The organism is Metallosphaera sedula DSM 5348 (genome assembly GCF_000016605.1).
GTDB classification, from domain to species: Archaea; Thermoproteota; Thermoprotei_A; order Sulfolobales; family Sulfolobaceae; genus Metallosphaera; species Metallosphaera sedula.
On the sequence record NC_009440.1, the window covers coordinates 1,637,238 to 1,657,673 of the forward strand.

General features: G+C 46.6%; 21 protein-coding genes and 1 tRNA gene. 16 read left to right on the plus strand and 6 right to left on the minus strand.

The genetic code is table 11. The features are described 5' to 3' along the window. The first annotated feature begins 15 nt into the window (after positions 1-15). Genes thrC through MSED_RS08675 form a run of 5 tightly spaced genes read left to right on the plus strand, consistent with a single transcriptional unit; the run spans position 16 to position 5,391 of the window. A complete protein-coding gene (gene thrC / locus MSED_RS08655) occupies positions 16-1,200 on the plus strand; it encodes a threonine synthase (protein WP_012021640.1) in 1,185 nt (394 codons plus the stop codon). Next, the gene (locus MSED_RS08660; RefSeq protein ID WP_012021641.1) at positions 1,187-2,518 is read left to right on the plus strand and encodes an aspartate kinase; all 1,332 of its coding nucleotides are present in this window, start codon (positions 1,187-1,189) and stop codon (positions 2,516-2,518) included. Before thrC ends, MSED_RS08660 begins: the two co-directional genes overlap by 14 nt. Beyond that, positions 2,506-3,552: an aspartate-semialdehyde dehydrogenase gene (gene asd / locus MSED_RS08665; RefSeq protein WP_012021642.1), complete on the plus strand. Its 1,047-nt coding sequence runs from the start codon at positions 2,506-2,508 to the stop codon at positions 3,550-3,552. The genes MSED_RS08660 and asd overlap by 13 nt, the downstream gene beginning before the upstream one ends. Then, positions 3,549-4,211, plus strand: a complete 663-nt coding sequence (locus MSED_RS08670; protein WP_012021643.1) for a PHP-associated domain-containing protein — start codon at positions 3,549-3,551, stop codon at positions 4,209-4,211. Before asd ends, MSED_RS08670 begins: the two co-directional genes overlap by 4 nt. Then, positions 4,165-5,391, plus strand: coding sequence for an Nre family DNA repair protein (locus tag MSED_RS08675; RefSeq protein WP_048060129.1), 1,227 nt, complete (start codon positions 4,165-4,167; stop codon positions 5,389-5,391). Before MSED_RS08670 ends, MSED_RS08675 begins: the two co-directional genes overlap by 47 nt. On the opposite strand, the gene argF is transcribed toward MSED_RS08675, so the two are convergent. Continuing rightward, positions 5,385-6,308, minus strand: a complete 924-nt coding sequence (argF, locus tag MSED_RS08680) for an ornithine carbamoyltransferase (protein WP_048060130.1) — start codon at positions 6,306-6,308, stop codon at positions 5,385-5,387. The genes MSED_RS08675 and argF overlap by 7 nt on opposite strands. Before the next feature lie 32 nt (positions 6,309-6,340). Here argF and MSED_RS08685 point away from each other — a divergent pair, with 32 nt between their 5' ends. From MSED_RS08685 to MSED_RS08705, 5 genes are all read left to right on the plus strand, one after another. Continuing rightward, positions 6,341-6,964 carry a DUF4443 domain-containing protein gene (locus MSED_RS08685; protein ID WP_012021646.1) on the plus strand — a complete coding sequence of 208 codons (624 nt, stop codon included), beginning with the start codon at positions 6,341-6,343 and terminating at the stop codon, positions 6,962-6,964. Then, positions 6,942-7,997, plus strand: a complete 1,056-nt coding sequence (locus MSED_RS08690) for an ATP-NAD kinase family protein (protein ID WP_012021647.1) — start codon at positions 6,942-6,944, stop codon at positions 7,995-7,997. Before MSED_RS08685 ends, MSED_RS08690 begins: the two co-directional genes overlap by 23 nt. Positions 7,998-8,147: 150 nt before the next feature. After that, positions 8,148-8,789 carry a helix-turn-helix domain-containing protein gene (locus MSED_RS08695; protein WP_275691946.1) on the plus strand — a complete coding sequence of 214 codons (642 nt, stop codon included), beginning with the start codon at positions 8,148-8,150 and terminating at the stop codon, positions 8,787-8,789. A gap of 163 nt (positions 8,790-8,952) precedes the next feature. After that, positions 8,953-9,279 (plus strand): hypothetical protein, encoded by a 327-nt coding sequence (locus MSED_RS08700; RefSeq protein WP_012021649.1) that lies wholly within the window; start codon positions 8,953-8,955, stop codon positions 9,277-9,279. A gap of 21 nt (positions 9,280-9,300) precedes the next feature. Continuing rightward, entirely contained in the window at positions 9,301-10,104 is an 804-nt protein-coding gene (locus tag MSED_RS08705) for a hypothetical protein (RefSeq protein WP_012021650.1), read from the plus strand. Here MSED_RS08705 and MSED_RS08710 read toward each other — a convergent pair. Further along, a complete protein-coding gene (locus tag MSED_RS08710) occupies positions 10,043-10,762 on the minus strand; it encodes a hypothetical protein (protein WP_225938926.1) in 720 nt (239 codons plus the stop codon). The genes MSED_RS08705 and MSED_RS08710 overlap by 62 nt on opposite strands. Before the next feature lie 129 nt (positions 10,763-10,891). On the opposite strand from MSED_RS08710, the gene thsA reads away from it, so the two are divergent. Then, positions 10,892-12,580 (plus strand): thermosome subunit alpha, encoded by a 1,689-nt coding sequence (gene thsA / locus MSED_RS08715; RefSeq protein ID WP_012021652.1) that lies wholly within the window; start codon positions 10,892-10,894, stop codon positions 12,578-12,580. 3 nt (positions 12,581-12,583) lie between these two features. Here the strand turns inward: thsA and MSED_RS08720 are convergent, their stop codons facing one another. After that, entirely contained in the window at positions 12,584-12,937 is a 354-nt protein-coding gene (locus MSED_RS08720) for a hypothetical protein (RefSeq protein ID WP_012021653.1), read from the minus strand. A gap of 328 nt (positions 12,938-13,265) precedes the next feature. Here MSED_RS08720 and MSED_RS08725 point away from each other — a divergent pair, with 328 nt between their 5' ends. After that, a complete protein-coding gene (locus MSED_RS08725; RefSeq protein WP_012021654.1) occupies positions 13,266-13,568 on the plus strand; it encodes a hypothetical protein in 303 nt (100 codons plus the stop codon). On the opposite strand, the gene MSED_RS08730 is transcribed toward MSED_RS08725, so the two are convergent. Further along, positions 13,565-13,936: a hypothetical protein gene (locus MSED_RS08730; protein WP_012021655.1), complete on the minus strand. Its 372-nt coding sequence runs from the start codon at positions 13,934-13,936 to the stop codon at positions 13,565-13,567. The two genes, MSED_RS08725 and MSED_RS08730, sit on opposite strands and share 4 nt — an antisense overlap. Continuing rightward, positions 13,923-14,120: a hypothetical protein gene (locus tag MSED_RS08735; RefSeq protein WP_012021656.1), complete on the minus strand. Its 198-nt coding sequence runs from the start codon at positions 14,118-14,120 to the stop codon at positions 13,923-13,925. The genes MSED_RS08730 and MSED_RS08735 overlap by 14 nt, the downstream gene beginning before the upstream one ends. A gap of 45 nt (positions 14,121-14,165) precedes the next feature. On the opposite strand from MSED_RS08735, the gene MSED_RS08740 reads away from it, so the two are divergent. The 4 genes from MSED_RS08740 to MSED_RS08755 all read left to right on the plus strand — a co-directional run bounded on the left by MSED_RS08740 (position 14,166) and on the right by MSED_RS08755 (position 19,390). Continuing rightward, positions 14,166-16,025, plus strand: coding sequence for an arginine--tRNA ligase (locus MSED_RS08740; RefSeq protein ID WP_012021657.1), 1,860 nt, complete (start codon positions 14,166-14,168; stop codon positions 16,023-16,025). A gap of 10 nt (positions 16,026-16,035) precedes the next feature. Beyond that, positions 16,036-16,110, plus strand: a tRNA-Arg gene (locus MSED_RS08745). A 293-nt stretch (positions 16,111-16,403) separates the two neighbouring features. Then, positions 16,404-18,875, plus strand: coding sequence for an adenosylcobalamin-dependent ribonucleoside-diphosphate reductase (locus tag MSED_RS08750; protein WP_012021658.1), 2,472 nt, complete (start codon positions 16,404-16,406; stop codon positions 18,873-18,875). Between the two features lie 140 nt (positions 18,876-19,015). Beyond that, positions 19,016-19,390 carry a transcriptional regulator gene (locus MSED_RS08755; RefSeq protein WP_048060343.1) on the plus strand — a complete coding sequence of 125 codons (375 nt, stop codon included), beginning with the start codon at positions 19,016-19,018 and terminating at the stop codon, positions 19,388-19,390. Here the strand turns inward: MSED_RS08755 and MSED_RS08760 are convergent. Then, entirely contained in the window at positions 19,377-20,396 is a 1,020-nt protein-coding gene (locus tag MSED_RS08760) for a hypothetical protein (RefSeq protein ID WP_230842343.1), read from the minus strand. The genes MSED_RS08755 and MSED_RS08760 overlap by 14 nt on opposite strands. Positions 20,397-20,436: the final 40 nt, after the last annotated feature.

A 20,436-nucleotide genomic window follows, 5' to 3' on the forward strand; every position in this document is an offset into this window, starting at 1 on the left:
AAACTAGAGGGATCCATGCGTTGTATTGAATGTGGGTTCCAAAGCGAATTGGACCAAAAAATGATCACTTGCCCAAGATGTGGGGGAATACTCGAGATATCAGTAAAGTTACCCCCTACATTCTCGTTCTCCAAGTTAAGAGGTAGAGGGGTCTGGAGATACTCCCCTGCTATAGCTGGAAATTACAAGAAGATTGTGAGTATAAGTGAAGGCGGAACACCCCTAATCAGATCAAGGGAGAACAGTGAGGTGTATTATAAGTTTGAGGGCGCAAACCCTACTGGTAGCTTCAAGGATAGGGGAATGACAGTTGCCATCAGCTCTGCAGTAAGCGAGGGATACAAGATTGTGGTTGCAGCGTCCACGGGAAACACTGCAGCCTCAGCCGCAGCTTACTCGGCGAGGGCTGGACTCAAGATTTACCTAGTTCTACCTAAGGACAAAGTTGCCATAGGTAAGTTGGCCCAATCTATCCTATATGGTGCCACGATCCTAGAGGTCGAGGGGAGTTTCGACGTCGGTATGAAGGCTGTGATGAGACTGTATAAGGACGTGGGAATAGTTTATCCGCTGAACTCATTCAATCCCTGGAGACTTGAGGGCCAGAAGACTATTGCGTATGAGATTACGGAGGAGATAGGTGTTCCCGATTACGTGTTCGTACCAGTTGGGAATGCTGGGAATATTTATGCAATTTGGAAGGGCTTTACAGAATTAAGGGATGCCGGAGTAATTGACAGGGTACCAAGAATGGTTGGAGTACAAGCTGAAGGGGCTTCGCCAATTGCCAAGGCAATTCTAAACAACCAGGACACGCCCCAGTTTGTGGAGAACCCAGAAACCGTGGCAACAGCAATCAGGATAGGGAAACCAGTAAATTGGAAGAAGGCCATGAAGGCCATCAAGGAATCGCAGGGAACTGCAATCTACGTCAGCGATAACGAGATAATGGAGGCACAGAGGGAACTGGCCAGGAAGGAGGGAATAGGGGCTGAACCGGCGTCGGTGGCCTCCTTTGCTGGATATAAGAAGGCCTTGGAACACGGACTTGTGGATAGGACAAGCAAGACCGTCATGATACTAACTGGACATGCATTAAAGGACCCCGACTCCATGATAAAATCTTCAGCTCGACGTATAATTGTAAATCCTGATCATTTAGAAAATATAATTCTAGGTGATCTGAATGTTAGTGGTTAAGATTGGCGGATCAATTCAGAAGGATGAAAGGGACTTCGAACTCATAGCCAACAGGATAAGCCAATACTCATCGAGGGATAGGACCATTGTGGTAACCTCGGCCCTCAAGGGAGTGACCAACAGCTTGATTGAAGCCACGGAGAATAGGGATAAGGCGGTGGAAATAGTTAGCGAGATATATGATAGACACGTCAAGCTCTTGTCCAAGATTGTGGACGGACCTGAATTTGACAATGCGTTCAAGTCCATATCGAAGCTGGCGGACGAGCTATTCAGGATAGCTTGGTCCATCAAGGTGCTCGATGAGATATCGGCGAGAGTGAGGGATTACATCCTCTCCTTTGGTGAAAGGATGGCTAGCGTAACCTTAGGGGCCATGTTAAGAAGCAGGAAAATGGACGCTCAATCCTACCCAGAACCATTACTTGTAACGGATGACTCGTTCGGAGAGGCCAACGTTATAGAAGATCTCTCCGCCATGGAGGCAAGGAAGGTCCTAGATATTCCATCTAAGATTGTTGTGGTTCCAGGTTTCATAGGCAAGACCCCAACGGAGAGATACACTACTGTTGGGAGGGGAGGAAGCGACTATACTGCTACTCTTCTCGGTAAGTTACTAGGATTTCCAGAGGTTAGGCTAGTAACCGAGGTTCCAGGTATCATGACTGCAGATCCTAGGAAGTTCCCCGGGGCCAAGACCATATCTAGGCTCTCCCTAGAGGAGGCCATGGAGCTGGCGCAAATGGGTGCCAAGAGGCTCCATCCAAGAACTTTCGAGCCCATGTTCGATAGGGATATAAGGGTTTACATAGAGGGGCTCTACGACGAGGGTTATACCCTGGTCCAGGGAACGTGCGACTCGTCAGATAAATTGAAGGGAATAGCGGTTCTCGACGACTTAAAGCTAATCTCCGTGGAGAGCACTAACATTGTGGGGAAGATAGGTTCGGCAGCTAGGGTAATGGAAAAGGCTAGAGAGGCGGGAGTTAACATCATTTCGTTATCTCAGCCAGCCTCAGAGACCACCATTCACATCGTGGTTGACTCCAAGAACGCAGAAAGGCTATCCTCTCGGCTACAGGAGCTAAGGGATGTGGATAGCATTAACGTCCAAGACGCGAGTGCAGTAAGCGTTGTGGGATGTGGGCTAAGGAACAAGGAGCTATTCAGGGAAGTGTTGAGGGAGGCTTCGTCCTTTGAGGTGGCGTCCATATCCAGGGGACTTAGGAATGTGAGCGCTACATTTGTGGTGAAAAAAGATGAAGGTTTTAATCTTGCTAAAGACTTACATGAGGTTGTTGTAAAATGGATAAACTGAAGGTATCTCTTCTGGGAGCCACGGGGATGGTAGGGCAAAAGATGGTTAGGTTGCTCTCCTCTCATCCCTACATAGAACTCACCAAGGTTAGCGCTTCCCCGGGCAAGATAGGGAAAAGATACATTGAGGCAGTGAAGTGGGTTGAGGGTGGAGAGGTACCAGAGCAGGCTAGGGACCTCAAGATAGTGTCTACCGAGCCAGAGGATCACAAAGACGTAGACGTTGTCCTTTCGGCCTTACCCAATGAGCTAGCTGAGGGGATAGAGCTCAAACTTGTTAGGGAAGGGATAACCGTGGTGTCGAATGCAAGTCCATTCAGAATGGACCCAGAGGTTCCACTAATAAATCCCGAGGTAAACTGGGATCATCTGAAGCTTCTCGAAACCCAAAGACAGAAGAGGGGTTGGAAGGGCCTTCTTGTAAAGAACCCCAATTGTACTGCTGCCATAATGAGCATGCCGATCAAACCCCTTCTTAAGTACCGCTTAAATCACATGATCATAACCACCCTCCAGGCGGTAAGCGGTGCAGGATATAACGGTCTTTCCTTCATGTCAATCACAAACAACGTTATACCCTTCATAAAGGGGGAGGAGGAAAAGATCCCTAAGGAATCCGGGAAGATGCTTGGGACACTAGTAAACGACTCGATCCGCCACGTGGAGCTCAAAGCATTGGTAACCTCCACGAGGGTTCCGGTCAAGGTGGGACATATGGGGGTAATGTACCTGTTCTTTGACTCCCCGGTTAATGCTGAGGAGGTTAAGAGGGATCTTTCCTCTTTCAAATCCTTACCCCAAGAGAGGAACTTACCCACTGCTCCCAAGACCCCAATCAGGGTACTAGAGGGGGAGGATAGGCCTCAACCTGAGATAGACGTTAGTGCTGAGAGGGGAATGGCCATTAGCGTGGGGAGAGTAAAGAACGAAAATGGGGCTCTCAGGATGGTTGTACTAGGGGATAACTTGGTTAGGGGCGCAGCAGGGATAACCATTCTCACTTTGGAGGTTATGAAAGAGCTGGGCTACGTATGAGAGTGGATTTTCACGTTCACTCATTTTTTAGCGATGGAAAGCATGAGCCTGAAACCTTAGTTAAGTACGCTAAGAAACTGAACCTGGTTATTGCCCTAACAGATCACGATACCTCCAGGGGTATTGCCCGCGTTGAGGGAGAGGTTATACCTGGACAGGAAGTTACGACGCAATTTGGACATGTAGTGGTCCTTTGTAACTTCCCTCCAAATCCTCCGAAAGACCTCTCCCTTCTTGTGGACTATTCGCGCGATAACTCGTGCATAGTTTTCCCTTCGCATCCCTTCGATATTTTCAGGGATGGGATAGGGGAGCAGGTGTATAAATTCAAGTTTAATGCTATTGAGATATATAATTCGAAGGCCCCGCGAGGAGCAAATGCAAAGGCAGACAGTGTCGCTAGAACGCTCTCCTTACCTGGGCTTGCCAACAGTGACGCTCACGTGAAGGAGTCGTTGGGCTCCGCGTACAATGAGGTAGCTCTAGAGGAGTTTAACGTGGACGAAATACTTGAGAAGTTGAGAAAGGGGGAAATATCACCTGTGCCTGTGGGGCTCACAGTAACCGCTAAATTGAAGATAGCCCAATGGTATATAGAGAGGAAACTGGGACTTGAGAAAGATTCCCGCAGAACTATGCGTGAGGTGCAAGGGAACTAAGTTCTTGTGTGGCCTCTCCTCGTGCCCCATCACCGAGAGATTTAGGGCAGTAGTTAATGCCACGTCAAGGATATCCCTGGATAAGGGTGTTGTAGACGGATCCACGCCTCCAAGCGCAGTAGTTGGAGAGAAGGGTTATCCAAGGGTATCTCTCAGTTTCAACCTTGCCCCTGGTGTAGTGGGCGATCAGGCCAGGGTTTACGAAGATCCCGTGAACTGGTGGGGTAAGGCGACCATATATGATATTATAAATTACCGCTCTTCTCTCATTTCTAATTTCTCCTCTATTCAGGTAACGGATGTGTGGAAATTGTATGAAAGGGAGCTTTCCCTGGCCGTGGTGTCAGAGAGGCCTGTTCAATCCGAGAGCAAGATCTCTGGTAAGCTTGAGGCCAAGCTGAGATTTGACGGTTACGTGTTACCTCGAGGACCCTCGGTTAAGGCTGAGGAGATCAGGGTGGTGGAGAACCCTAAAGTCCCTAGGATGCTTGAGAAACTGATACAAGACGACGTGAAGGCTACAGAAGGAGTAGTTTCACTTTACGAAAGCGGGCAGGATATATACAGGATTATTGATGCCCTATCACTGGGATTGTTGGGCACCAGAAAGGGGAGGAAGCTAGTCCCCACTAGATGGGCAATTACGGCTGTGGATTCAATCGTGGGGAAGGAACTTTATGATCGTGTCGTGTCCCTCCCTGCAATAAACGAGGTGTTAGTGTTCTATCAAGGATACCTCGGAAATCACTTTCACGTGATCCTTTACCCATCCTCCTACTCAATCTCATGGGTAGAGATCTGGCATCAGATGGCCCTCTGGTCCAACGAGCTCGTGATAACTGACCTTCAAGAAGACTACTGGGGAAACTATGACACCCTCGACGGGGGATATATGGCAGCCAGAACATCGGTGCTCGAGTATCTTAACTCGATCTCAAGGTCTGCGGGAGTTGTCATTGTTAGGGAGATCACAAAGGATTACTTTGCCCCATTGGGAAACTGGCACATCAGGGAGACTGTGAAAAGGGCTTTTCAGAACAGGATAGCTAAAACATCTAGCTTGGGCGAAGCCTTAGACCTTGTTCAGTCCAGGCTCAAGGAAAAAAGGGTAAACCTTAGGGAGATTAGAACCATTAGGAAGATCCTCTCGCAGAGAAAGATAGATGAGTTCTTTCAATAAATAAGGGAAAACGCGGACATTGCTGTATATAACCTGTTCTCAGCCTGATCCCAAACTTTGCTCTTTTTCCCGTCAATGACGCTTTGCTCCACCTCCTCTCCTCTCACTGCGGGGAGGCAATGAAGGAAAATGGAGTCTGAGGAGGTGTATCTCATGAGGTCCTCAGTAACCCTATACCTGGAGAGGATCTCCTTTCTCCTCTGCGCCTCGGCCTCCTGACCCATGCTTACCCACACGTCAGTGTAGACCACTGATACTCCCTTCACTGCGTCGTAAGGATCCTCGTAGAACTCAATGATAGCTTGACTGGCCTCGGCCTCCTCCTCTATTCTCTTCCATATCTCAGGCCTTGGTCTCATCTCCTTCGGGGAGGCAACCCTGAGCTCTAGCCCGAACTTGGCCACAAAGGCCATCAGGCTAACAAGAACGTTATCTCCGCCATCACCTACGAAGGCTATGGGCTTGTCAAGTGTCCCGAATATCTCCTTTATGGTCATGAAGTCGGTAATTGCCTGAAGAGGATGTGACAGGTCACTTAGCAGGTTTACCGTGGGCCTTCCTGAGTACTCCGCGAGTTTCTGAAGGGTATCATGTTTCAGGACTCTCGCACCTATTCCGTGAACCATTCTTCCCAGTATTCTTGCAGTATCCTCTATGGGCTCTCCCCTGGAAAGCTGAACATCGTTCTTACTCAGGACTATTGCCGTTCCACCCATCATCGAGATGGCTAACTCTGAGCTAATCCTGGTCCTGGTGCTGGGTTTCTCGAAGTAGAGTGCGATTCTCTTTCCCTCTAACGCCTTTGGGACGGAGTTAGTCATCACCTTCTCCTTCATGGAGAAGGAGACGTCAAGTAACCTCTGCAGATCGTATCTATCAAGATCTAGCAGGCACAGAAGATTATTCCCTTTTAGCATCATTTAAAAGTCAAGGACGGCAATTATAAAGTATGAGTGGTATCTCCGCCCTCCAAGAGGCCACCAAACCCAGGCAGGGAAATAGGCCCAGCTACGATGAGGCTTACGTTATGTGGGCTTTGAACCTGATCCATGACGAACCGCCAATGGGTAGGTTAACCCTCATGAAGAAGCTTGGGTTGAGCGAGGCCTCGGTGAAAACCATGTTGAAGAGATTGAGGGAGATGGGCCTGATAACTGTTGATAGGATCGGGGGAACTGAATTAACGGAGGGTGGGAAGAAACTGGTGGAGGGATGGAGATCGATGGTAAGAATATCTGAGGTCTACATTAACTCGCTTAACTGGAAGGCCATCCAACTGGTGATTCTAGGTGGGAAAAACCTAGTGGAGAGGGAGGGGGTAATCCAGTTGAGAGATCTCATCATCAGAACTGGCGCTGAGGCTACCCTGATCACTATTAAGGAGAACCAGGGAATAGAGATTCCACCAAAGACTGAGGACTTCTCCATGAAATCCCTTTTACAGGAGGTAGCCCTTCTTTCCTCCTCATTACCTGTGGGCAGTCTCATCATTTACCTTATCCCACAGGACATTCATTTGGCATATAAGGTGGGAATTTCTCTCCTAGAACATGAGAGTAGGATTTCTGGTTAATCCATACGCCGGCTCAGGCGGTAGGATAGGCCTCAAGGGAAGCGATGGAATTAGGCTACTGAATCCCGAAATCCCAGGTAGGGTTTACAGGTTCCTGTCCAGAGCCCCTGACGTCGAGTACCTGGTCCCAAGGGGGAAAATGGGAGAGGAATACGTGAAGCTCAGGAAAAGATACACTCTTCTCAACTCCGGCAGAGACGATTCAACCAGGCAAGACACGTTGATTGCCGTAGAGGAGATGAAAGAGAAAGGGGTAGACATAATAACTTTCGTCGGCGGAGACGGTACTGCCAGGGACGTAGCTGAGGTTGCTGGGAGTTTACCAATCCTTGGCGTTCCCGCTGGGGTCAAGATGCATAGCGGAGTGTTTGCCACAACTCCCGAGAGTGCTGGAACCCTCCTAACCCTATTCGTTCAAGGAAAGGCTAGGGTTGTGAAGGCTGAGGTTTTGGACCTGGACGAAGAGGAATATAGGAAAGGTAGATATGTGGTTAAACTGTTTCATGTGGCTAACACTATTTCATTTGCAAATTTACTTACTCCAAGTAAGGAAGAATACAACTATTCAGACGAAATAGACTCGATTGCCTATTTTTTTCTAGAAAAAATAATGAAAGACGACGTCACCTACATCATGGGGCCAGGAGCCACGGTCAAAAGAATAGAACAGATTCTAGGGCTTTCACCAAACTTTCTGTCTATTGATATCATCAAGGGAAAGAAAGTGGTAAAATACAACGCAAATTATGAGGATTTGAAGTCATTAACCGGGGAGTTAAAGCTGGTCCTAACGCCTATCGGAGGACAAGGTTTCGTTATAGGTAGGGGTAACCAGGAGCTGGGGCCAGAGGTGTTGAGGAGGGTAGGGAGAGAGGATCTGATTCTTGTCTCCTCTAGGGCAAAGGTGAACAAGTTAGACTGTCTCAGATTTGACACAGGGGAGCCATCTCTAGACCTCAAGTTCAGCGGAGTGTACAGGGTAATTGTGGGATACGATGAGTATGTGGCCATATCCACGTGCAGTATCACTTAGACAAAAAAGCCATGGTATTCCCTAGGGGATAATTTGGCTATCCATTAAAAGCAAACTCGCACATACTTTACTGCAGTGTCCGATAGGGAGCGTAGCGTGGAGGATATTCAGGTCTCGCGGGAGGCCGGAGGATCTCCCAGATCTAAGCTTATGGAGGCTATCCTAGTTTTGCTCCACGCTAGGCCCCTGAGGACCTCGGAGATCTCCTCAAACCTAGGGTACGAGACCAAGTACGTGAGCAGTTACTTGAGCTACTGGAAGAAGAAAGGCCTCATATACCTTGAGGGTGGAAGATGGTACCTTACCCCTCAAGGAGAGTCCCTCGCAACTGCTATCATTGAATCGTACTCCAACTCCAGGTTCAAGGAAATGCTCGTCATAGCTAAACAAATGCTTGGTGAACAGGTTAAGGAGACAATAAACAACAAAGGTAAACAAAGTTCGGAAAAACAGGAGAAGGAAGTCTTGTCGTTTATTGACTCCAAAACCAGATCTAGAGACAATAAATCACAAAACAAGGATCCGACGGTTTGTCTATCGGATATTTCAGAAAAATTAGATAAAGAAGAGAGAGATATTCTGATGTTCCTTCTAGAGAGATATAAACAATGGGGTTCCACATATATATACATCGATCAATTGCAGGAGGAGTACAAGGCGGATTCGGCATGGCTGTTCAAGGTCTTGAGGGGCCTCCAGACCAAGAAGATCCTTTACCTGTATAATGACCCTAAGCTAGGGTTTAGAATAGGCTTCTCTCAAAACGTTAAAAGGAAACTCGAAAACTGCTAATATTTACTTCTACCAGCTGTGAAGTTTTGTTGACTTCTAAGCTGTTTTACTAACTATTATACAAACATGATATGATTGCTCTGACAAGAAAATATGAAAAGAGTAGTAGTAATCTATATAACTGGTCCAGTTGAAGAGATGGTAATGTAAAGAGGTGTTTCCGTTGTCGTCAAATAAATCGATAAAAATGTCTGAAGACGAGATCAATAAGGCTTTAGCGAAGGCGGAAAAGGAGGCGGAGAAGAAGGATCATAAGAAGATCTGGGTCGAGAAGATAATGAAGAGCGCAAAGGCCTACTATAAGGTTTGTCCCTATTACGATAAGAAAACTTCAAAATGTTTCCTTTCACTTTCAAACAAATGTAATAGAGATGGAAAATACGAGAATTGTCCAGTATTTCTGGAGTTTCTGGATAATAAATACCAAGAGTTCACTTCCAAGAAGAAAATTTTGCCATTGGACTTTCTGGATTTGGCTCAATCGGTTTAAGGAAGAGGCGTGTAATTAAAAGTGCCTAGAAAGAAAGCCGAAGAGGAAGAAAGAGAGGAGGAAGAAGAGGAAGAACCAAAGAAGGAGAAGAAGGCTAAGAAAGAGAAGTATGTGGACGCTGAGAAGCTTCTCGACGAGTACCTTGATGAGGCTGAGGTAGGACTGGGAATTTCACATCTCAACTTGGACAAGGAGCTCCTTAAGGAGATCCTAAAGGAGCCCTTTATCTCGGCAGTGGGCCAGGTTAAGTCCAAACCTAAGGCGAGGACGATCATAAACAGGCTGAACGCCTCCAAGGACGAAATGATGGAGTACCTTGCTGTCAGGATAATCAGGGAGGTTGAGGTAAGTAAACTGTCTGACGATCAGCTGGAATTCGTTGTGGTAAATATCAAGAAGCCGATCGTGGATCTGGCCCCCCAGTTATACGCCGAGGTCAAGAAGAGGGGGAGGAAGGATCTGATAGACATTCTTCAGTATAACTGGAACATGTTTGGGCTTAGATCCCCCGTGAAGTGCCCCAAATGTGGGTTTGAGGCAGTTATGCCTGATTACTCATGTAGAGTCTGCGGTTACTCCCTATCAACGAGGGAGATAAAGGAGGCAATTAATCTCATGTCGCAGCTGGAGGAGATGTACTCATATGATCCAGAGGGGTTGAAGGAGATAATCACTTCCGGATACTTGATTTACATTTCCACGGGGCCTATTCCCCCATCCAGGTTTAAACCATCGGGTTCGGAGATCTATTACGAGATAACCCTTACCTCTCAAGAGAAAGCTCAGTTGAACAAGCTTTACAATATTCACCAGAATCAGGTCTAATCACAGCTCCACACCTTCTACACCTCGAGAACTTACCTAGAATCGCCAGAATAGAGGGAGGAAAGGTATGGAAGACCTCATTATCGCCGAAGCTCGAGTGAAGCCATTCCAAGATCGTGTCGAACACCTCATCCCCAGTCTTTAACTCCCCGGTTAACTCCTGAAATCCCCTCAACTCTGTGATTGGAGTGTCGTAAAGGGGAGAGACCAGGGTTTTGTGAGCCACCTCAGATTTTAGGCCATACAATGAAAGATAGGAGTTTTCAAGGGAAGATGAAGAGTAAACCAGATAGGCTCCGTAGAAGTCTGCGGTAAAGGGTAGGATAACTAGGCTTTCTGGGCGCCTCTCAATCTCCAGGATCAGGTTCCTGATCACAGAATTTATTTCCCTTCCATTTTCCACAATAACTTCACTAATCATAAAGTTACAATTTTGACAAACTTTTTCTATCAGGTATTTTAGAAATTGACTTATTTCAGAGTAGAATTTTGGATAAGCCAGAATGACCTGTGACCCCCTTAGGTTCACCCCAGCCTTCCCAAGGTTCTTCCTGACCCTGTGTAAGATCTCCTGCCTGGAGCATCTGGGACAGAGTAGTTTACCGCTTATTAGTATCTCCGCCCCGTTTTCTCCGCAACTTACGCATTTCACATCCATTTCCATGAACACTAGGAAAAAAATTCTCGTAAGCTCCCCAACTCATTTAGGCATAGGAGCACGGTTGTTAAGGATGAGTTAGATTTATATATAAGCGATCTGAATGGACACCAGAAAAGGTGATAATGAATGGCTGGAGTTCCAGTTCTTCTATTCAAGGAAGGCACTTCAAGGTCAACCGGCAGGGATGCCCTTAGGAATAACATACTTGCTGCAAGAACTTTGGCTGAAATGCTCAGATCGAGTTTGGGTCCAAAGGGATTGGACAAGATGCTGATTGACAGCTTCAACGACGTGACCATTACCAACGACGGAGCTACAATTGTCAAGGAAATGGAGATTCAGCATCCAGCTGCCAAGCTTCTAGTTGAGGCTGCAAAGGCGCAGGACGCTGAAGTGGGTGACGGGACAACCAGTGCAGTGGTTCTCGCAGGCCTTCTCTTGGAGAAGGCAGAGGCCCTTCTAGACCAGAACGTTCACCCTACCATAATTATTGAAGGGTACAAGAAGGCCTTCAATAAGGCCCTTGAGCTCCTGACTCAGATTTCCACCAAGATAGATGTTAAGAACCTTCAGGATCCTGCAGTTAAGGCCAACCTCAAGAAGATAGTTTACACCACAATGGCAAGCAAGTTCATTGCAGAATCTGAGGCCGAAATGAACAAGATCATGGACATAATCATTGATGCAGTTTCCAAGGTAGCTGAGCCCCTACCCAACGGTGGTTACAATGTGAGCCTTGACCTAGTTAAGATAGACAAGAAGAAGGGAGGAACAATAGAGGACAGTATCCTAGTCCACGGTCTAGTTCTTGACAAGGAAGTTGTTCACCCTGGCATGCCCAGGAGAGTAGAGAAGGCCAAGATAGCCGTTCTAGACGCAGCTCTAGAGGTAGAGAAGCCGGAGATTTCAGCTAAGATAAGCATCACTAGCCCGGAGCAGATTAAGTCCTTCTTAGACGAGGAGACAAAGTACCTCAAGGAGATGGTTGACAAGCTGGCCAGCATCGGGGCCAATGTGGTGGTGTGCCAGAAGGGGATTGATGATATAGCTCAGCACTTCCTTGCCAAGAAGGGAATCCTGGCTGTTAGAAGGGTCAAGAGGAGCGATATTGAGAAGCTAGAGAAGGCGTTGGGAGCTAGGATAATCAGTAGTATCAAGGATGCAACTCCCGAGGACCTAGGCTACGCTGAATTGGTTGAGGAGAGAAGAATTGGAAATGACAAGATGGTCTTCATTGAAGGCGCCAAGAACCCAAGAGCTGTGAACATCCTATTGAGAGGATCCAATGACATGGCCCTCGATGAGGCCGAGAGAAGTATAAATGACGCGCTTCACGCGCTTAGAAACATCCTATTGGAGCCCATGATAGTGCCAGGCGGAGGAGCAATAGAGGTGGAACTTGCAATGAAACTGAGGGAATATGCTAGGACAGTTGGAGGAAAGGAGCAGCTTGCCATAGAGGCTTACGCTGATGCCCTAGAGGAGATCCCAAGCATATTGGCTGAAACTGCCGGAATGGAGCCCATATCCACCCTAATGGACCTGAGGGCTAGACACGTTAAGGGAATTGCCAATGCTGGTGTGGATGTGATAAACGGAAAGATAGTCGACGACATGTTCTCCATCAATGTACTAGAGCCGGTTAGGGTGAAGAGGCAAGTTCTCAAGAGCTCAACAGAGGCAGCTACCTCAGTGCTGAAGATTGATGATCTAATTGCCGCATCTCAGTTGAAGTCCGAGGGTGGCAAGGGTAAGACTCCTGGCGGAGAAGAAGGAGAAGGAGCTGGAATGGGAGGAGCTCCTTCCTTCGGCTAAAGCTCAAAATTTTTTATACATTAGAAGAGTATCTGAATCTTCCAAGTCTTTGTATCCATCTATCTCGTCTAAAGCCTTTTTGGCCGCAGCCTGAATATCCTTATCAGAATAACTGGATATCACTTCTTGAAGTAACTTCTTAGAAAGATCTACGCCTAAGACAAGTACGAGTTCCGTAAAATCGGGGCTCTGGAAGTATTCAACAAGCCTCTTAGGGTCACCTCCATATGACGAAAACTTGTATTTAGATTCGGCTGCTGCCAACAATCTTCTCACATCGTCCAATCTTTTCAGATCAAGGGTCGTAGGAGTCAATATTCTGCTTGCGATGTTCCTTAGAAAATCTGGATCTCCCAAATCACAATCGCCTAATGAGGTTATTATGCCTTCATCTATAAAAGGATTAGTTATGGGAGTGGTGAACAGTGTATAGACACCGGCCTAAGAATTAGAAAAACTCCTAGTCTTACTTTTATTACAAGGATAAGTCCGAGATATTCTCTAAAATCTGTTCAAATCCATAGCTAATATTTTCTCATTAAGATTAATATAATCTAAGATTACATAATATAGTTATTTTCGCAAATAAACACGCTTAAATCTCATCTATTTTTAGGGAGTATGTTAGAAGCGTATTCACAATATTTAAAAGAGGATTAACCGAGTAGTATACTAGTGAACTGCGTTGAGTGTCAAAAGTAAAAAATCTAGAAAGACGAAAGAAAGTGAGGGCGAGGTCGAGAGTAAGCTTAAGGTAGTTTATTCGGATAAAGATGTAGTGGTAATGACTGCGCCCAACGAGGAGGAGCTTAAGCAGATACTTCTAGACCTACTCACGGAGAAGCCCATGAACCTTAAGGAACTTCATAGCAAACTTTCTGGGATTGCAAGCGAGGACAAGATTAGAAGGGCCCTAGCTAGCCTGTCAGAAAACAGGCAGGTTACCTTGTTGGAGGACGGAAGATACGCTAAGTTGGGAACAGATTAGCTAGTTCTAATTGGGCAGGTTTGCCAGTGCTTGTTACACATGGAAGCGTTGCTTACAGTAAGAACTCTGGCGAGCATGTTGCAGTAGGCCACGTATCCTCTCTGGGTTCTAACTGGCCTATAATGTTCACATTGACTGTCGAGGGGGGTCTCCATCACGTTAACCTTGGGATAGAACTTGACCTCTTGATCCACACCTTGGTAAAGTTCTAGACCTTGCTTTTCTTCCCCCGTGTCCTGATAGTACCTGCAACCCCTATAGGACTTGAAACATCTATTGGGACTGGTTACACTATCTGAGGGAGTATCCAACATGGGCGAGGTACAAAAACCTGACTTATAGTAGGGGCAAATATCACGTCTCTGCAACTTCCCTCACTATTACATGAACCCCTGTTAAGTCAAGCTCCTCGTTCCATTCAGGGATATGCACGGTTACCACATTTATTGCGTCAACGTCCTTCAATTCGCTTAACACTTCCTGCAATCTTTCCCTAGGGCTCCCCTTACCCGTAAAATCCTCCACGACTAGGACTTCGGCTATTTTCTTCATGATAAGAGTCTTAACTTTAAAGAGTTAAAAGGGTAACAGCGGACTATGCCAGCGGATGTTCTAGCGAAGATAAAACAGGAGATATCCTCTCAGGTGGGTCAGGAACTTGGAGTAAGCCAGGAATCGGTTTATAAGGCGATCGAGTATCCGCCACGCGAGGAAATGGGAGATCTGGCCATTCCCTTTCCCGCGTTAGGAAAGAAACCGCAAAATCTCGAGATCAAATCCAAGTTTATTAGGTCGCTCTCACTCTCTGGTCCCTTCCTTAACCTGAGGTTGGATGAGACCCAACTCTTCATGGAAGTCTTTTCGTCGATGGATCAGGACTATGGAATAGAGAAGGTAGAGAAGCCCAAGAGGATAGTGATAGAGCACACAAGTGCCAACCCGATTCACCCACTTCACATAGGACATCTTAGGAATTCCATAATTGGCGACGCCCTAGTCAGGCTCTCTAGGGCAAGGGGCCATGAGGTAATCTCTAGGTTTTACGTTAATGACAGCGGTAGGCAGGTTGCAATCCTGATTTATGGTCTCTCCAAACTTGGTTATCCGGAACCCCCAGACGGAGCTAAGAAGGATCTATGGGCAGGAACCGTGTATGCCATGACCAATATCATCCTCGAAATCAGGGCCATAACTGACGAGCTCAAGACTGCACAGGATGCCGAGTACAGAGAGAAGGTAACCAAGAGAGATGAACTTGTGGGATTAGCTTCCGAGATAAGGTCCAGAAACCAGGAATATTTCGATAGGTTGGCTGAATCCATAAGGGATGATCCAGATCCTGAGGGAAAGATTGCGGATATCATTAGGAGGTATGAGGCCGGAGATCCACAGATGAAGGAAATTGTTAGAAAATACGTGAACCACGTCTTGGAGGGGTTCAGGGAGAGTTTAGGTAGACTGAACATCGAGTTTGACGAGTTTGATTACGAGAGTGACTTGCTATGGTCTGGCGAAGTGAAGTCCGTGTTAAGATCTGCATTGAGCTCCAGAGCTAGAATAGAATATAAGGGAACGGAGGCCCTGGACCTAGACAAGTATCTAGACGACGAGGTCAGGAAAGAGCTAAGGATTCCGGCAGGGTTGGAGATACCTCCCTTAGTGTTGACTAGATCCGACGGGACAACCCTTTACACGGTAAGAGATATTGCCTACACCATAAGGAAGTTCCTGACGAGTAAGGCAGAACAGGTAATTAACGTAATAGCTGAGCAACAGACTGTACCACAGATACAGCTTCGAGCTGCCCTCTACCTTCTTGGTTATCCTGAGATGGCGAAAAATCTGATTCATTACTCATACAGCATGGTCACCCTTCCAGGAATGACTATGAGCGGGAGGTTAGGACGTTACATCTCCCTTGATGAAGTTTACGAAAAAGTAAAGCAAGCAGTGGAGGAGAAGACTAAGGACAGGGGTAACCAGGTTAACATAGCCGAGATAGTTAACTCGGCCATAAGATATGCGCTACTCTCTGTCTCCGCCGACAAGCCCATTACGTTCAATGTGGGGAAGGTCACAAACTTTGAACAAAATAGTGGGCCATATCTCCAGTATACCTACGTGAGGGCCTACAATATCCTTTCAAAATTTACGGGCGAAATAAACCTAGATGTCGATTATGGTGACCTGGTAGGGGAGAAAAGAAGGTTACTTCTCGCTATCGCCAAGTTCCCAGAAACCTTCAAGAACTCTGCGGACAGCCTAGAGCCCGAGCTCTTGGTTTCCTATCTCAGATACCTAGCTGATACTTTCAACGCATGGTACGATAAGGAGAGAGTTCTCCAGGAACAGGATGAGAAAAAGAGGATGACCAGATTAAACCTGGTGAAGGGAGTAGAGGTCGTGATGAGAAACGGTCTAAGGGTTCTAGGAATAAGTTCATTAACTAAAATGTAAATCTTCCCTTGGACCCGTAGCTCAGCCAGGATAGAGCGCAGGCCTTCGGAGCCTGTGGTCCCGGGTCCGAATCCCGGCGGGTCCGCTTCCTTCTCCACTGTGATCCTTGCAATTAAGCTTGGTCATACCAGGTCCTAATAACCATCAAAATCGCGAATCTCCATTTTGCATCGTAGTTATTCGCTATTTTGTACCATAAAAAAGCTGAAAAGTCTGTTTTGGTTTCTACATCACTAGTTAAAGGAAAAGACAAAACTTGCTACACTTTACTCCTACTAATTTATGCGGTGTAGTCCTCGGAAGGTTAGACCTGGATAATACCATCCAGATGGCAAGAAAATAGTTAAATGAAAAAAGGTAGAGAGTATATAGATTCTCATGCAAAGTGACATCAGTATACTATCTCTCTCTAAGATATCAGTCATAAAGCGTGACGGTAGGAGGGAAGAATTTAAACTAGAAAAGATCCTCTCAAAACTCGGTCCACTACATGACGAGATAGTGGACGGTATTGCAAAGGATGTGATTCAAAACTCTACTGATAACGTGATAAATACTAGATCGTTAGCTGATATCGTGGAGAGGAACCTCATTGAGGGTTCCTTGGAACACCCAGAGCTCATGGATCTGGCCAAAAAGTACGTTCTGGCCAGAATCTACAATCACGTATTTGGAAAGGGTAAATGGAGCGAGTTTGATCCCAAGGATCTACTCATTAGCTATAACGCCCTCAAGGTGTTAGAGGCTAGGTACCTGTTGAAGGATCCCGAAACTCTTAGGTACATTGAGACGCCTCAGATGATGTTCAAGAGAGTCGCCTCGTATCTGGCTAAAGTCGAGCAGGATAAGAACGTTCAGCAGGATGCTGCGCAGAAATTCTATGAGATAATGTCCTCTCTCAAGTTCGTGCCCAACACCCCTGCCCTGATGAACTCCGGAACTAGGCTCGGTATACTCTCAGCGTGTTTCGTTCTACCGGTTAGGGATTCCATGACTTCCCCCTCAGGTGACGGTATATATGACACTCTCAGGGCGATGGCACTGGTTCACCAACAGGGAGGAGGCACGGGATTCGACTTCTCTGAACTTAGACCTAAGGGAGATGTTGTAGCGTCTACTGCGGGAGTTGCCTCTGGTCCGGTCTCCTTCATGAAGATCTTTGATGTTTCAACTGACGTTGTGAAACAGGGCGGTAAGAGACGTGGTGCGAACATGGGTGTCATGCATGCGTGGCACGCGGATATTGAGGACTTCATTCACGCTAAAACCGGTGAACTAAAGGACGTTCAACTCCAGAACTTCAACATCTCTGTGGGTGTTTATGATTACTTTATGGAGGCCGTAATGAAAGAGGAGCAGGTTCCCCTGATAACCCCGAGGAAAACCAAGATACCTGGTACAGACCACGAATACTACATTGTAAAGGCAAGGAATTACATGCGCGAGGAGTGGGTTCAGGAGGAGATACTCAGGGAGTTAGAGGAAAAGGGCTCAGTTTACCTCGATGAGAGCAAGATAATTACGGTGGATGAGGCTCTGGCTATTGCAGAGAAGGAGGGCGCAGTAATAAGGTGGGTTAACGCGAGGACTCTGTTCGAGCAAATAGTAAAGGGGGCATGGGACTCAGGTGATCCAGGCCTTCTGTTCATAGATGAGATTAACAGGAGGCATCCCACATGGTACTTGGGAAAGATCCAGGCTACCAACCCGTGTGGAGAAGAACCACTACTCCCCTGGGAGTCGTGCAACCTAGGCTCCCTTAACCTAGAGAAGTTCGTCAAGGAAAGGGACGGAACCCCATACATAGATTGGGACGACTTGGCCAATACCATAAGATATGCGGTCAGGTTCCTTGATAACGTGGTAGATGCTAACAGGTATCCTCTACCTCAAATAGAGCAGGCAACCAAGAGGACAAGAAAGGTTGGGCTAGGCGTGATGGGCCTAGCGAGAGCGTTGATAAAGCTAGGCATCCCCTATGACAGCGTGGATGCAGTTTACGTATCGTACTATCTCGCTAAGTTCATTTACTACCACGCCATGAAGACTTCAATTGAGCTGGCCAAGGAGAAGGGATCCTTCCCCGCATACGATCCTGTTAGGTACAAGGACGTATGGGAATCAGCTAGGGAACTCGACGAGATATTGACCATTTCTGGGATCAGGGGTAAACCCTCAGATTACGCAAAGAAGTTGATGTCAGAGGCCGAGAAATTGGACGTCACCGTACTTAAGGACATGAGACTTAAATACGGTTTACGAAATGCCACCGTGGTATCTGTAGCCCCAACGGGCACCATATCCATAATTGCTGGGACATCCTCGTCAATTGAGCCTCTGTTCGCATTGGCGTTCATCAGGAACGTCGCCGTGGGGAAGTTCATGGAGATTGACCCTCTCTTCCTGGAGTACCTAAGAAAGTATGAGTTAGATACGCCAGACGTAGTCAAGAAAATAGCTGAAACTGGAGAGGTTGGAGATAATCCGTTTGTGCCCAAGACTATAAGAAAGCTGTTCAGAACAGCCCACGAAGTAGAGCCAATGTATCATGTTCTGCATCAGGCGGCGTGGCAACAGTGGAACGACTCAGGGACATCAAAGACAATAAATCTGAGAAGTGAGGAGCCTGCAGATACCGTAGAGAAGGTCTATATGACCGCTTGGAAGCTGGGAATAAAGGGAATTACAGTATATAGGGATAAGTCCAAGTCGCAACAGGTCATATACTTCGGACTGAAGAAGGAGAGGGAGGAGAAGTCAAAGGCTTTGCCATCATCCCTTAGAATGGAAAAGAAGTTCGTGGAAGTAAGCGAGAACTTCGCTGGTGGATGCAAGACTTGTGAACTCTAAGCCTTTTTTTATTTTTAGTTATAGTATTAGATACCATGTCTTGGAGCAAATAGATAACTTGTATCTATAGTCAAATTGCAATGCTAGTTCTATATTCATGTTTTTATACATGTATTCATAATAGATTAATGGTAAAGACGATGTCATTAGTTCCACCTTGCGAATACTCTGTGAAGGAGCTATTGCCAGCAATGCGTTCAATTATTGCAACTAAGCTTGTGAAGGATAAGGGATATCCACTGTACAGGGCAGCTTTACTTATGGGAATTACTCCAGCGGCAGTTGCCAATTATATGAATGGTAAAAGGGGCACAGCAGTGAAAAGCATCATTGAGAAGGATCCCAGGCTCATGGAGATGATTGGTGATCTAGTTGATAAGATAAGTTCCTCTGGGGGTAGCACCCAGCTCTCAAGCTATTACTGTATACTTTGTGCCGAAGGGAAGAAGGCGCTGAAGAGAAACGGGATCTCTCTCCCCTCTTGCCTTTACGAAACTAATCTCATGCTGAAATAATCTTTTTCTTTAGTAGGGCCTCAAGTAGCCTCTTGACCTCAAGGGATACTGAAAGAAGTCCCCATCTTCTCATGGGGACCTTCACTCTGTCGAATTCTGGATCTATACTCTCACCCGACATATCCCTAGGATCCGTAACAAATGCAGACGTTATCCTTGCAGGAAGATAAAGGGTTGACACCACGGGCTTATCATCTAGGTTCAACAAGTCAATCTCCACTTTCCCGTTTTCATACTTCAAGCGAAGGGGTACAACAGAGGAAGGCTCTATTCTCAACAATGATACCTTGTACTTAGGCCTGCAATCCAGGTCAATAACTTGGTTAACAGCATCCCAAACCATTCTGTGGGGTTTTGCTTCCCTCCATGTGGTAGATCTCTTCATTAATGCGCCTCCATCTATTCTTGCTCTCCCATTTTCGAACTCCACGGTGAACGATCTATTGGAAAATAGCGTGTAAGAAGATGAACTTCCCTGGATCGAAACCATGAAAGTCCTAATGGAAATAGAGGATCTCAATCCAATGGACGAGATGTACAAGGGGTTAAGATGATGAAAAAAGGCGTTATAGAATCCAGTTTGTACCATTTCGGTCATCTCCAGCTCCTCCTGAACCTTACCAGGACCCACTTCTCCTGGGGCTAGTTTAACGGATCTACCTGAGAGTGTTCTTTCCCAGGGAGAAGGGTTAAGGTATCCTTCCCCCTCCTCGCAGGGTAGGAGATCCCTTACCATGGATCTAAGCGAATCCTGATCTATTCTTTTGAAGTTCCAGGGAATGGAATCCTCCCTCAATGGCGTAATTGCTTCCTGCGTTTCCCCTTTCCCCACAACATTCACGACCGTTCCGTCTGGTCCATGAAGAGAAAGGGCTTTATCCCACTCCAATGACAGGTTCAATACCCTAGAGATGAGGGGAAGTTGCTCGAGTGCTAGTGACTTTGTATCTAGAAACAAAGATTGGCCTTGCCTGAAACCTAGTTCCTCTAGCATTATGTGCACCATCAGACAAATGCCTTTTCTTCACCATTCAGGTTCGGGGGTA